Origin of the sequence: Yersinia ruckeri ATCC 29473 (assembly GCF_000754815.1) — a bacterium.
GTDB lineage: Bacteria > Pseudomonadota > Gammaproteobacteria > Enterobacterales > Enterobacteriaceae > Yersinia > Yersinia ruckeri.
Genome location: NZ_KN150747.1, coordinates 2,519,066 through 2,532,798, shown reverse-complemented (window position 1 = coordinate 2,532,798; position 13,733 = coordinate 2,519,066). Strand labels below are relative to the sequence as shown.

Sequence of the window (13,733 nt, the reverse complement as noted above, 5' to 3'; positions counted from 1 at the left end):
CGTAACGCCTCATGTTGTCCGTGAGGCATTTTGTCTTCGACGTGAGTCCTCAGCGAGGCTCAGCTCAGCATTGATGAACCGAATACACCGTACCAGTCTTGTTCAAACTGGAGCACTGCGGCCTGTACCGCGGGTGTACTGATAAATTGTTCAGCCACGTCTACCGGCAGTGTTACCGATTGGCAGCCCGCCAGCAGGCAATCCAGCACCTGTCGTGGAGTACGGAAACTGGCAGCCAGCACTTTTGCCTGTGGTGCGTGCAAATTCAGTAATTTCTGCAATTCACCAACCATTGCAATGCCATCCTGACCCTGTGCATCAAGGCGGTTAACGTAAGGAGCCACGTATTCCGCCCCAGCCAGCACCGCCAATAATCCCTGCCCAGCACCGTAGACTGCGGTACCCAGCGTCGGAATCGACATGGTTTTCAGCTTTTTGATCGCAGCTAGCCCTTCGCTGGTCACTGGGATTTTTACCACCAGTCCAGGCACGCGCTCGGATAGCAGTATCGCTTCCGCCACCATTCTCTCACTGTCACTGGCGATCACCTGAGCAAACAGTTTACCGGTGCCACCCAAAGCATCTCGCAGCGCTGGCAAGACTTCCCAGATAGGTTTCCCTTCTTTCGCCAGGATACTCGGATTGGTAGTGACGCCCTGTAAAGGCAAAATTCGCGCCAAACGTTTTACCGCCGTAACATCTGCCGTATCGAGATAAAGCTCCATGAGGTTCTCCTGATTCAATGAGTATGGGTTCCAAGATCCTGCTGTCAGCATAAACTAATCGAATATAATTTCGCTGATCGTCATCATAGGTGTTTTATTGATTATTTTCCCGTAGATCGAAACCGATCTGCCACCTTGGAAGATGGATCCGAATGGCGATGGGTAAAGATGACGGCAAGCCAAATTAAGACTATTTACCTATTAAATATTTTGTAGCAACTTATACTGCTTTCTTGTGGGGAATAGGCCAACAAATTAGAATTAATCTGGTATATAGCCCAGATTAACGTTTTATATGCCAAACATTTAATAAAATAAGACAAAAGCTAAATTTGGAGTCCCGCCTATACTTAGTAAGGGCACTCCAATGGTTACCATGATCGCAACTTTGCTGCTGTCATGTTATTCCAAGCCAACGTCAGGAGAATTTATGATGATTATCAATAAACGATTTGCTACTGCCGCATTAGCAGTGACTTTGGCATTATCCCTCAGCGCTTGTTCCAATATGTCCAAGCGAGATCGTAATACCGCCATCGGCGCCGGTGCCGGGGCGGTGGGTGGTGCCGTACTCACTGGCAGTACACTGGGGACACTGGGTGGTGCTGCAATTGGTGGGGTTATTGGCCATCAGGTGGGTAAATAAGCTTCGCGCTTTGATCTATTTTTGCCTAGGCTGACTCTGTCACAGCAAAACGGCCATATCTGCACTGGATATGGCCGACGTCAATATTCAACCGCCCGCCAGTTTCACTTTCATTCCCTTGGCTTCCAGCAGTTGCTTTAACAAATCTCGTTTGTCACCCTGAATTTCAATGACACCATCTTTGAGTGCTCCCCCGCAGCCGCATTTTTTCTTCAGTTCCGCCGCCAGTTTTTCCAGCATCTCATCGCTAGCGTCCACGCCGGTAATCAGGCAAACGCCCTTACCTTTTCGTCCACTGGTTTGTCGCTGAATACGCACAATACCGTCGCCTTTTGGACGTTCAATTTTTGCCGCTGGCTCGTTGATGCGCCCAGTCTCGGTTGAGTAAACCAGGCGGTTGTTATCATTAGACATTAAGCCTCCCTCACTAAGGATGTGCGGATATCACGCAGGGTTTGCGCTGGATCGGCTGATTGGGTGATTGGACGCCCGATCACCAGATAATCCACACCGGCGGCCAGTGCCTGCTGCGGCGTCATGATTCGGCGCTGATCGCCGGCGGCGCTGCCGACAGGACGGATCCCCGGCGTGACCAGTTTAAATGCACTGCCGCAGCTTTGTTTGAGGCGCTGCGCTTCCTGAGCAGAACAGACTACGCCATCCAGCCCGCAAGATTGGGTCAGTTTCGCCAGACGCTCGGCATGATCGGCAGGAGCCAAATCAATACCGATAGCACGCAAATCCTCCCCTTCCATACTGGTTAGTACGGTAACAGCAATCAGCAAGGGTGCATCTGAACCATAAGGTAGCAAGGCTTCTTTAGCCGCAGTCATCATGCGTGCACCGCCAGTGGCATGGACATTCACCATCCAAACCCCCAACTCAGCCGCCGCCGCTACCGCCTTAGCGGTAGTATTCGGAATATCATGAAATTTTAGATCGAGGAAAACGTCAAAACCCCGTTGATGCAGATCGCGAACCAACTGTGGTCCAAATAAAGTAAACATCTCTTTACCGACTTTTAACCGGCAATCCTGTGGGTCAATGCGGTCGGCAAAAGCCAGCGCCGCATTCTTGTCAGCATAATCCAACGCGACCACAATCGGGGAAGAGCCTAAGTCATTATTATTGTTTTTAGTTTCAGACTTCATGTTTCTACCTTATGTAATATGCGCAAATGATGACTGTCCGAGGCGTAATCCGCTAATAACAGCCGTTCAAAAACATTAACCGCCCGCATTCTACATGGCGTAGCGGCGGAATTACAGTCATCAGGCTGGCTTTGCTGTTGCGACAAAGGATGAGTCAAAAGAGGAAAGCCACTAACCCGTGGTCAATTTATGTCAGTAACGTGTAGAAAGTCATAGCTGATGTTGAGTCAATCAGTTTCAATAAAGGTAAATTTTCATTCTAAATATTTGATTAAGATGCTCAGTATTTTGTGATTTTTATTAAAAATAGATGCTATATCATTCAGTCCATCGGAAGACATCGCCTTCCACTTGACCAATATGGACTGGAGTTTTACATGAAAAATATCAAATATATTGCCGCCACCTTAGCACTCGCCCTCGTTTCCTTCACCAGCGTGGCAGCAACCGACGCCAAAAGTCAACAATCAGTAAGTTTGAATAAAATTGGCGTCATTTCTGCCAGTAATGCCGGTACTCTGACGGAACTGGAAAATGCACTGGCAGCAAAAGCGCAAGCTTCAGGTGCAAAAACCTTCCAGATAACTTCTGCCAGCGGGAATAACAAATTGCATGGCACTGCCGTGATTTATCAATAATTGATCATGATGTCCGATAATGACGCAGCCGTAAATATCCGGTAGGCATCAACAAAAAGAGCGCTTGGTCGCTCTTTTTACATTCGCTTATATGAATTTTTTGTAAATTTTATGTTGTCAGCTGGACAGCGCGCGCAACCTCACATAGCTTGGTATTTTCCCTTTGTTAAAGGTGACATGATGAGCGAAGTATCTACGTTAACCATTAAAATCCCTCTGGAGTTAAAAGAGAAAATCCGCGCAGCGGCACTGGAGAAACAATTCTCGCTGAGTACCGAAGTGTGTGAACGGTTAGAGCAGAGTTTTGACGTCGCAGCAAAAAGTAACAAAGGTGGCCGTAAAGGCACTAAGGCTCATCAGGCTGAAATTGATAATCAGGGAATCGAAGAGGACGCTGAACAACCGTTAAGTCAGAAGGAATTGAAGAAACTGCGATGGCTATTAAAAGATGCGGTCAAGGCTAACCAGAAGAAAAAGTAGCCCTCATTGAGTCATCGGGGTGACATATTGCCGCTCACCCTGATGCCAATCAAACCCAGACCTTACTGACCGTCCAAACCTCGAATCGGTTTTACCGATGCCCAGGCACGACAGGATGGACAATGCCAATACAATGAATGTGCGGTAAAACCGCATTTATGGCAACGATAGCGTGGTTTAGTCCGAATTTGTTCACCGACCATATCCCGTAAGAGCAGCAAACTCTCTTTCGCTCGCCCTTCTTCGGCATCAGCTAAATGGTAATCCATCAATCGATAGAATACACGCATGGTTGGATGGCGCTGTAGCTGGCGGTTAATATACACTTGAGCCACATCGCGCCCGTCTTGCTGTTCGAGAATTTCTGCCAGCATTAACTCGGCGGTAGCGCCGGTATTATCCTCCACGCAGCGTTTCAGAAAATCAGCCCATACGCGTGGTTGCTGTAAATGCTGATAGCAGTCATGCAGCATGGGTAGCGCTTCGCTCACGACCTCTTTGTCCTGCTCCAGCACTTGTTGCAATGCTTCGGCCGCTTTCCCATAATCGCCTCTGGCAATGTGTACCCGGCCCTGCATAATCGACACCCGCGCACAGTCTTTGTCAGCATTTGCCGCTTTTTTCAACAGGTTCATCGCCTTATCAAGATCATCGCTGCCCATGGCCTGTAAAGCCAGTTCACAATAGAAATGGGCAATTTCGCTACGTTGTCGATCTTTGCCCAGCTTGACTAAACGTTCGGCAACTTCAATCGCTTTCAGCCAGTCGCTGGTCGCCTGATGAATCGTCAATAATTGCTGCAAAGCACCGATGCGAAACTCTGTTTCTTCAATCAGTTGGGTAAACATATCTTCGGCGCGATCATATAAACCCGCAGCCATATAATCGCGGCCCAATTGCTGTATCGCCAGTAAGCGTTGTTCAAAAGTCAGGGAGGCACTTTCCATCAATGCCTGATGAATACGAATCGCGCGATCCACTTCCCCGCGAGAACGAAACAGATTGCCGAGCGTCAGATGAGCTTCAACGGTGGAGCTATCCTCTTTCAACATATCCAGAAAGAGATCCACCGCTTTATCTTGTTGATTGGATAAAAGGAAGTTAACCCCTGCCACATATTCACGGGACAGGCGATTGGCATCCTGTTGCTTATCCTGCTGAGCGCTTCTGCGCCCCATGTACCAGCCATAGGCGGCAGCTACGGGCAACAACAGAAACAGCAGTTCTAACATAGAGGATTATTCCTTGCCGACAACCGGCTGAGCGGCAGAATGATGCCCTTCAGCAGGTTGTTGCAGTTCAAGACGTTTGATTTTGCGCTCTGCCCGAGCCAGAGAGATTCGGACTCGCAGATAAAAGAGCCCGCAAATGATCCAGCCTAAAACCAATCCCATGGCAAACAATGTCGCTAATAACGTTGATACGCGGTATTCGCCTTTAGCCAATAAATAGTTAAAGGTAACAACCTGATCGTTATTCGCCCCTAACGTGACTGACATCACGAAAATAACCAGTACTAACAAAAAAATCAGCAAATATTTCACGTTCTTTCCCATAGGCCGGGTTGACCCGACGAATTATGCCAAATAGATGGCTACATGACGTTATAAATTAACACTTACCGTCGTAGCAAAGAACCCCTAAAGCAGTACAAAAGAACGATCTTCAACGCTATTTTTGACGTTTAATCACTTTCGTTCAAAAAGTAATGAGAAACTGCCGCTATGACAGCCTACTTGTATGATATGGGGGCGATATCCATCAAAGGCAAATCAAAGTGGCCAATAGGATATATTGCTGACTTATTATCAGTCGTTGTCTCGATGCTCAATCTCTTTTTGCTCCTGCGGTAGAATACTCAACGGCCCTATCCAACGCTGCACTAGCGTGGTTGCCAATCCTACCAGTAACCCACTGATTAACGTTGCCATGATTAAATCCTGCGGCCAGTGCATGCCCAGAACCAACCGGCTGCCCATCACGCCGGTGGCCCATAGCATTAGCAGTGCAATGGTTTTGTAATGACGGCGTGGCCAAAGCAGGCCAACGCCCAGTAATGCCCAGGTCACCGCAAATACTGTATGGCCTGATGGGAAAGCAAATCCGGTTTCAAACTGCCAATGCTCGACTAACCACTGCGGAACCTGCGTTTGCCCCTGCATGCGTTCTTCGATCAATGCGCTACGCTGTTGACGTGGGAGCGCGTAAAATTGTTCACTACTGAGCGTGTTTTTCTCCGCCAGCCAAACGACAAAAGGCCGGGGTTCTTGTACTTGTTCTTTAATTAGCGATTTCACGCCTTGTCCGGTCAGGATAGCCAGCGTCAAGATCGCCAATAAACCCAGCGCCGGTTTAAGGCGAAAACGTAAACACCACAGAAACCAGGCACTGAGAATGATGCTAGTTATGATTCCCCACGGAGCGGTCACGGTTTCCGTTAGCCAAAAAAATCCTTTCAGCCAGATAGCAGGCTCACCAGGTTGCCAATGCCAACCAGAGATCCATACCGCAGTCGGCATTAATAATAAAAGTAAAGTTCCAATAATGATTCGTTTCGCGATGTCTAACATTAAGTTTCCTTTTCTTTACTGAGTCTTGCTGCCGTTTTTTTTACTGCGGTTTTCTATTTCATTGATAATATACGTAAAATTAATTAAATAGTGAAATTATCTCTAGCGTCAACTATTGTTGGTTAAATGTTGAGCAGCTAACTATTAAAAGTTATGGCACTATAAATATGCATGATAAATAGAGTAAGCAGCGAAATTTAATTTTAGCCATTTCACTGGTTAAACCGCGGATCTGACAGTAGGATGCGCTACAACAATTGTATAAGAGCCTGACGTATTAATATGAATACTAACATGCAGTTAAAACGTGTAGCAGAAGCCAAGTTGCCTACGCCATGGGGCGACTTCCTGATGGTGGGTTTTGAAGAATTAGCAACAGGTCACGATCATTTGGCATTGATTTTTGGTGATATTTCGGGTGAGACGCCGGTACTTTCCCGGGTTCATTCCGAATGTCTGACCGGCGATGCTCTGTTCAGTTTGCGCTGCGATTGTGGTTTTCAACTGGAAGCAGCTTTAGCTCACATTGCTGAAGAAGGCCGTGGTGTATTGATTTATCACCGTCAGGAAGGTCGTAATATTGGTTTACTGAATAAAATTCGCGCCTACGCACTACAGGATTTGGGGGCTGATACTGTCGAAGCCAATAATCAGCTCGGCTTTGCTGCCGATGAGCGCGATTTTACTTTGTGCGCTGATATCTACAAATTGCTGGGCGTCAAAGCCGTGCGTTTATTGACGAATAACCCTAAAAAGGTCGAGATTCTCAGCGAGGCGGGGATCAATATCGTTGAGCGTGTGCCATTGTTGGTTGGCCGCAATCCAAAGAACGAAAGTTATATGGCCACTAAAGCCGCCAAAATGGGGCACCTGCTCAACAAATAGCTTTGTTTATGAATTCTGTCAGCAAAAAAGGGGGGGCCAGCCCACCCTTTTCGTTACAGTGTCACTCTATCACAACATTTTACGAATCATATAGTGTAAAATCCCGCCATGTTGGAAGTAGATTAATTCATTACCCGTATCGATCCTACAATGCATATTCACGGTTTCTTGTCGCCCATCGGCATAGGTCAAACGAACCGGAACCGGCTGGCCGGGCTGAAGATCTGGCAACCCACTGACGCTAATGGTTTCGTCACCGCTTAGCCCCAACGTTTTACGCGTGACACCGACGGGGAATTCCAGTGGTAAAATGCCCATTCCTATCAAGTTAGACCGGTGAATTCGCTCAAAAGACTCGGCAATCACCACTCTAATGCCCAGTAAGCGTGGCCCTTTCGCCGCCCAGTCGCGGCTGGAACCCGAGCCATATTCTTTCCCTGCAATGATCGCCAACGGGACATTTTCCTGCTGATAACGCATGGCTGCATCATAGATAGCCATTTGATTCTGAGAGGGAATATGCCGCGTCATGCCACCTTCCACACCGGGTACCATTTCATTCCGAATCCGAATATTGGCGAAAGTGCCGCGCATCATCACGTTATGGTTTCCCCGACGAGAACCATAAGAATTAAAATCACTGACTTCGACGCCTCGGTCGCGTAAATAGCGACCCGCCGGGCTATCCAGTTTGATATTACCCGCAGGAGAAATATGATCGGTGGTGACAGAATCAGCCAGAATAGCCAGAATTCGTGCATCCTGAATATCGGCGACCGGTTTCGGTTCGGCTGTCATGTCACTAAAAAATGGCGGGAGGCAAATATAAGTCGAGTCTGGCTGCCAGTGATAAGTTGGCGAGCTTTCTACCTGAATGGCCTGCCAATTTTTGTCGCCGCTAAAGACCTCTGCGTACTCCTTACGGAACATCTCGGTTTTAACTTCTTCCACGGCTTTGGCAATTTCAGCCGCCGTCGGCCAGATATCTTTAAGATAAACCGGCTGACCATCAATATCTTCACCCAATGGCTTCGTGGTGAGATCCCGTTTCATATTTCCCGCGAGCGCATAGGCCACCACCAACGGGGGTGACGCCAGCCAGTTGGTTTTAACCAAAGGATGAATACGCCCTTCAAAGTTACGGTTGCCGGATAACACCGCGCCGACGGTTAAATCACCTTCTTTGATGGCTTTTTCAATAGGATCGAGCAACGGCCCCGAGTTACCAATACAGGTGGTACACCCGTAACCCACCAGATTAAAGCCCAGACGATCCAGATAGACGCTCAACCCGGCAGCATTCAGATATTCGGTCACCACTTTCGAACCCGGTGCCAGCGACGTTTTTACCCAAGGTTGGGTTTTTAGCCCTTTTTCTACTGCGTGTTTCGCCAGCAAGCCAGCCGCCATCAGAACGCTCGGATTGGACGTATTAGTGCAAGAGGTAATTGCCGCGATCACCACCGCACCATTTTCTAAGCTGTGGCTTTGGCCGTTCAGGGTAAAACTCACCTGCCCAGCCTTATCTTTTTTGCTGCCTATTTCCAGTTCGCCAAAGGCATTAAATGCCTGTGGAACCTTCGGTAATGCCACGCGATCCTGTGGTCGTTTCGGCCCAGCCAGACTCGGTTCAACCGTATTCAGATCCAACGACAACGTACTGGTGAAGGTTGGCTCATCGCCCGGATTCCGCCATAATCCCTGCGCTTTGCTGTAAGCTTCAACCAATGCGATCTGTCCATCGCTGCGGCCACTAAGCCGCATATAACTCAGCGTGATATCATCGACTGGGAAGAAACCGCAGGTCGCACCGAATTCCGGCGACATATTGGCGATAGTCGCTCTATCTGCCAGCGGCAAATCCGCTAATCCATCGCCATAAAATTCAACAAACTTCCCCACCACACCGTGTTTGCGCAGCATCTGCGTGACGGTCAAAACCAAATCGGTGGCGGTAATCCCTTCGCGGATTTTTCCCGTCAGTTTGAAGCCCACCACATCAGGGATGAGCATCGAAACTGGCTGCCCCAACATTGCCGCCTCCGCTTCTATCCCGCCCACGCCCCAACCCAAAATCCCCAGTCCGTTGATCATGGTGGTGTGGGAATCAGTACCAACCAAAGTATCAGGGTAAGCTACCCGTTGGTTGCCCTGCTGTTCGTGCCAGACCGTTTGCCCCAGATACTCCAGATTCACCTGATGACAAATTCCGGTTCCCGGCGGTACTACGCGAAAACGGTTAAAGGCTTTTTGCCCCCAACGCAGAAAAGTATAACGCTCATGGTTACGTTCCATTTCCAACCGAACATTCTCACCAAAGGCAGCCTCATCACCAAATTCGTCCACCGTCACGGAATGGTCAATGACCAAATCCACCGGTGACAGTGGATTGACCTGATTGACGTCACCGCCCAGCCGTCGAACCGCTTCTCGCATCGCCGCCAAATCCACCACTGCGGGCACGCCGGTAAAGTCCTGCATCAGCACTCGAGCCGGTCGATAGGCTATTTCACGTTCGGCGTGGCCGGTTTGCAGCCAGTCCACCATCGCTTGCAGGTCATCCTCTTGTACCGTATCACCATCAAGATGGCGTAACAGATTTTCCAGCAGGACTTTCATTGATTTAGGTAGCCGATCAATATCCCCCAACAGCGGAGCCACCTGCGGCAGGCTGTAGTAATGATATTCTGTACCTAACGCGACCAACGTAGCCAGGCTTGTTTTGCGTAGATCCAACGACATAACGCCTCCAGAATTTTTGTCGCGCGTCTCTTGCGGTAATTTTCGCGCAGCAAATGGACAATAACCCGTTTAGTTATAATGTTTGATATAACTATAACACAAACCAATGATAACATTTTGATAACAAAATCAGTTATCCATGGCAATCGGTCATGGCTATGCTGGGGATATCGGCTGGCAGTTTAGGCTGATAGCTAGGTGACTGCCGCTGTTTCACCATATGATCAATCAGTGGATGAAACATCCGCGCTGCGTACGTTGTTCTCTACCTGAGTATTAATTGCTGAGTTGCTGCGGTTTTCGGCCTTGGCTGGTTCAGATGGCTTGAGTTCTGAGGAGAATGCTCTGCGGTACTCACTGGCTCGGTAAGGTGTGAACTTATAATTATCCGTATCATAATCACTTGCCAGTGCGCGTGTTTGATGTAAATTTTGATATGCCCAACTGACACCTAGCCCATGATACCCCTGTACGGTAGCCTGAATCCCCTGGCGACTAAGCGCATCGGCCATATAACGAGCCAAAGGCTGCGCCCCCTCTTTGCTTTGCGCATTTTCGGCCAAAGCGGCCTTATTCATCGTCATGGCGGTTTCACGATCGGCACTTTCGCATTGCATCATTCGGATATCGATTTTTTTATCTGGGATGCTATTTATCAATTGTTTAATTTCACTGACTACCATTTCAGACGTTTTAACACTTTTAGAGCCATCGGGGGTTGCCGCAATCATATTACTTCCGGCAAATCCATGACCGACAATATATATTTTTTCCAAAATTTTGGGATTGGCTTTATCTAAAGAGATGATGGGTGTTTTGCGCAATGCCAGAAGCGCGCCCAATACCTTTATTTTGACCGGCGCTTTTTTATGTAATGCTTCGATTGAGGTCTTATTTAAATACTTATCTACTTTGGTCGATAATGACTCCACCCGTTTAAATGCATCACGATTGGATTCTATATAGCTTGCCAGTCCCGTCTCCATTAGTTTTTGGCTATCGGAAGATAATATCGGGTAAGGTTCTTTTCCCTGCAACACCCTTGATGCATTAATCTCGATGGCTTGTGTAATCATATCTTTATTAAAGAAAGTCGCATAAATATAAGCTTTAACTGGTGGTGAAACCGAGTTTTTTTTTGCCAGAGCGGTTTGCAGTCCTTCGGTTTTTTGAGCCGCTAACGGACATGCTTTATTAGTTTGAATGAGGCGGTTCTCGGTGGTGGTGTTTACCCCAACAATTTTGCCAATGAACTGACTTTTAGCTTCCGTTGCTGGAGCCTGATTTTTCACCCTATTTTGTGGCGTTATATTGGGTGCCTGGTAGATCCTCATCAAGAAAACCTTATAGATAGATAAGTAAAAAAGATTTAAATTAAGTAAAAGTAATAATTGCAGAGGGATATGTAAGTTTCTTTAATAAAACGATGTTTATGGGGAAAAACCAACCGTGAGCAAACGGTAAGTAATAGACAGAGGGAGCCAATTGGGGAAGGTACACATAAAAAAACACCGAAGGATATCATCTCCAGTGTTTGGGATAATTTAGCAAAAGCAACACCAGAATCTGTGACGGTGTCACTTAATGAAGTCTTTAATCGCTTTAAACATCGACTCCATCTCTATTAAGTCGATCGGTATCAGGCTTTAGCCAGGAATTGAATGTATCTATCAAAGAAATCACACCGGAATGACACAAATTGCTAAACAGATCGCTTGGCGATTAATTCATCCGTTATTGGACTAAAAAATCACCCGTATCAACCATTATTGCACCCGTTTCATCCATACCATTACTGAGGGATGAGGTGACAACACCGTTGTTCTTGCTGAAATACCCATCCATATTTGCACTGCTATCTTCCGTTGGTGCCAAGGTAAACCAATTTGTCATGGCTGTTTTCATCCAAATCGTGGTGGGATCTTTGGCCGATGAGGTCATCTTCCATGCCTGTCCCTTATTACCAGCGCCTAATGCGTCATTAAGTAAAGTGTTAACTCTTTCTTTTACTAGGTCTTCATTTGCCGGCATGCCGGATAGTCCGCAAGCCATGTGTCCACAAAACAGGTTACCGTCACTTTTGACCAGCAACAAAATGACGCAGACGCTGGCACCTTGTGAGCCAAAGGTTTGAGCATTGGCTAAATCACCCGGCGCTTTTACTCCGTAACGACCGGTTGCTGGGACATAATAAGTTAAACTTGGCATCATTTTCTCCTATCGTGAGTTTTGCTACTCTGTGTCGGCTTATCGAGTACCACCTTGGCGGCCTAAATAGGCGAGTTGCCTAAGAAGTGCTAACCATTCGATCCTATCAGTGTAGATGACGATTGCAGATTTTCCTTTAAAGATTTTTATCTTTTCAAGGTCTGTCGGATAAAGAGAATGATAGGAATAAATAGTTTACATTGGCTTGCTGTTTTTTAATTTTATGATTGAAAAATAAGAAGTTAATTTTATTTAAGCGCAATTTAACATTCATTATAGGTTATTTTTTAAATGAAAAACCCCGTAGGAGGAAAGTGGTTTATCAATAAGAAAGGCTAAAAAATGGGGATTCACTGAGGAGGTTTTTTACTTTTATTAATAGCTAAATTAAACATTTCTCTGATTTATTTGAGTTCACTAACTTCAATTTTCATCATATTTTTAATCTTCGAAACGCACCATTTTCCCCATGTCGTGGATAAACCAGCGATCCAATGAAATGTAAAACAGAGAAGCGGTGATTGATCCCCTCCTCTGTTAAATATCAGCTCACGGCAAAAATCCATACCCACTCATTGACCCGCAATTCACAGATAGTGAGCGACTATGATGGTTAGAGGTGAATTTAATCTATTGATTTTATTATTATTTTATCGGTAGTTTAATATCTTTAAACATCGCCTCAATATCTTCATTCGAACGCAACGCGACCGCATTATCGACTACATCGCGAGTGAGATGCGGAGCAAAACGCAATATAAAATCGTACATATAGCTACGCAGGAAAGTACTACGGCGGAAACCAATCTTGGTCGTGCTGTAAGTAAAGATATCGCGAGCATCCACCGTAACCAGGTCGGGATCTTGTACAGGATCAACCGCCATACTGGCAATCACCCCCACACCTAAACCCAAGCGCACATAAGTCTTGATAACATCGGCATCAGTGGCAGTGAAAACGATGCGTGGCGTCAGCCCTGCTCGGTTAAATGCGGTATCCAGCTCGGAGCGACCCGTGAAACCGAAGGTATAAGTCACGATAGGATACGCGGCCAGCTCTTCAATAGTGACATGGGCTTTACCCGCCAGCGGATGATCCGGTTTTACCACTACCGCACGATTCCAGTGGTAGCAAGGCAGCATAATCAAATCATCATAGAGATGGAGCGCTTCGGTAGCGATCGCGAAATCGGCGCTACCTTTTGAAACCGCCTCAGCAATTTGCGTCGGTGAACCCTGGTGCATATGCAGTGACACCCGAGGATAGCGCTCAATAAATCCTTTGATCACATTCGGCAATGCATAGCGAGCCTGAGTATGGGTCGTTGCCACATACAGTGAACCTTTATCAGGATAAGTATGCTCACCGGCCACCGCTTTAATGGCGTCAACTTTGGATAACACTTCACGAGCGATACGGATAATTTCCAGACCCGCTGGCGTCACCTGCGTCAAATGTTTGCCACTGCGAGCAAAAATCTGAATACCCAGTTCATCTTCCAACATGCGGACTTGCTTGCTGATCCCCGGCTGAGAGGTATACAAGCCCTCTGCGGTCGAAGAAACGTTAAGGTTATGATTGACCACCTCAACGATGTAACGAAGCTGCTGCAATTTCATATCTATACCATCCTAGGTTGAACACTGTGAGCATCTCACAGTTTGGTATATCGGTATCACCCTGGTAA

Annotated in this window: 14 protein-coding genes; 4 read left to right on the top strand and 10 right to left on the bottom strand. The window is 47.0% G+C overall.

Annotated elements, in window-relative coordinates; translation table 11 throughout:
- Positions 1-59: 59 nt before the first annotated feature.
- Complete coding sequence (gene fsa / locus DJ39_RS11225) at positions 60-725, bottom strand: fructose-6-phosphate aldolase (RefSeq protein ID WP_004720037.1); 666 nt, start codon at positions 723-725, stop codon at positions 60-62.
- 430 nt (positions 726-1,155) lie between these two features.
- Between fsa and osmB the strand changes: the two genes are divergently transcribed.
- Entirely contained in the window at positions 1,156-1,371 is a 216-nt protein-coding gene (osmB, locus tag DJ39_RS11220; protein WP_004720036.1) for an osmotically-inducible lipoprotein OsmB, read from the top strand.
- An 87-nt stretch (positions 1,372-1,458) separates the two neighbouring features.
- Here osmB and yciH read toward each other — a convergent pair whose 3' ends face one another.
- Both yciH and pyrF read right to left on the bottom strand, forming a co-directional pair.
- Positions 1,459-1,785, bottom strand: coding sequence for a stress response translation initiation inhibitor YciH (yciH, locus tag DJ39_RS11215; protein ID WP_038242565.1), 327 nt, complete (start codon positions 1,783-1,785; stop codon positions 1,459-1,461).
- Positions 1,785-2,522, bottom strand: a complete 738-nt coding sequence (gene pyrF / locus DJ39_RS11210) for an orotidine-5'-phosphate decarboxylase (protein ID WP_004720035.1) — start codon at positions 2,520-2,522, stop codon at positions 1,785-1,787. The genes yciH and pyrF overlap by 1 nt, the downstream gene beginning before the upstream one ends.
- A 377-nt stretch (positions 2,523-2,899) precedes the next feature.
- On the opposite strand from pyrF, the gene bhsA reads away from it, so the two are divergent.
- The gene (gene bhsA, locus DJ39_RS11205; protein WP_004720034.1) at positions 2,900-3,160 is read left to right on the top strand and encodes a multiple stress resistance protein BhsA; all 261 of its coding nucleotides are present in this window, start codon (positions 2,900-2,902) and stop codon (positions 3,158-3,160) included.
- Positions 3,161-3,340: 180 nt separating this feature from the next.
- Entirely contained in the window at positions 3,341-3,640 is a 300-nt protein-coding gene (locus DJ39_RS11200) for a hypothetical protein (RefSeq protein ID WP_038251360.1), read from the top strand.
- 62 nt (positions 3,641-3,702) lie between these two features.
- Here the strand turns inward: DJ39_RS11200 and lapB are convergent, their stop codons facing one another.
- The 3 genes from lapB to pgpB form a co-directional block, all read right to left on the bottom strand.
- On the bottom strand, positions 3,703-4,872 hold the full coding sequence (gene lapB, locus DJ39_RS11195; RefSeq protein WP_004720032.1) for a lipopolysaccharide assembly protein LapB: 1,170 nt from the start codon (positions 4,870-4,872) through the stop codon (positions 3,703-3,705).
- A 6-nt stretch (positions 4,873-4,878) separates the two neighbouring features.
- On the bottom strand, positions 4,879-5,184 hold the full coding sequence (locus tag DJ39_RS11190) for a LapA family protein (RefSeq protein ID WP_038242560.1): 306 nt from the start codon (positions 5,182-5,184) through the stop codon (positions 4,879-4,881).
- 264 nt (positions 5,185-5,448) lie between these two features.
- Entirely contained in the window at positions 5,449-6,210 is a 762-nt protein-coding gene (gene pgpB / locus DJ39_RS11185) for a phosphatidylglycerophosphatase B (protein ID WP_004720030.1), read from the bottom strand.
- Between the two features lie 294 nt (positions 6,211-6,504).
- Between pgpB and ribA the strand changes: the two genes are divergently transcribed.
- Positions 6,505-7,095 (top strand): GTP cyclohydrolase II, encoded by a 591-nt coding sequence (ribA, locus tag DJ39_RS11180; protein WP_004720028.1) that lies wholly within the window; start codon positions 6,505-6,507, stop codon positions 7,093-7,095.
- Between the two features lie 69 nt (positions 7,096-7,164).
- Here ribA and acnA read toward each other — a convergent pair whose 3' ends face one another.
- From acnA to cysB, 4 genes are all read right to left on the bottom strand, one after another.
- A complete protein-coding gene (acnA, locus tag DJ39_RS11175; protein ID WP_004720026.1) occupies positions 7,165-9,837 on the bottom strand; it encodes an aconitate hydratase AcnA in 2,673 nt (890 codons plus the stop codon).
- A 224-nt stretch (positions 9,838-10,061) separates the two neighbouring features.
- On the bottom strand, positions 10,062-11,129 hold the full coding sequence (locus tag DJ39_RS11170; protein WP_038242558.1) for a hypothetical protein: 1,068 nt from the start codon (positions 11,127-11,129) through the stop codon (positions 10,062-10,064).
- Between the two features lie 442 nt (positions 11,130-11,571).
- Positions 11,572-12,048 (bottom strand): hypothetical protein, encoded by a 477-nt coding sequence (locus DJ39_RS11165; RefSeq protein WP_004720010.1) that lies wholly within the window; start codon positions 12,046-12,048, stop codon positions 11,572-11,574.
- A gap of 642 nt (positions 12,049-12,690) precedes the next feature.
- Complete coding sequence (cysB, locus tag DJ39_RS11160; RefSeq protein WP_004720002.1) at positions 12,691-13,665, bottom strand: HTH-type transcriptional regulator CysB; 975 nt, start codon at positions 13,663-13,665, stop codon at positions 12,691-12,693.
- Positions 13,666-13,733: the final 68 nt, after the last annotated feature.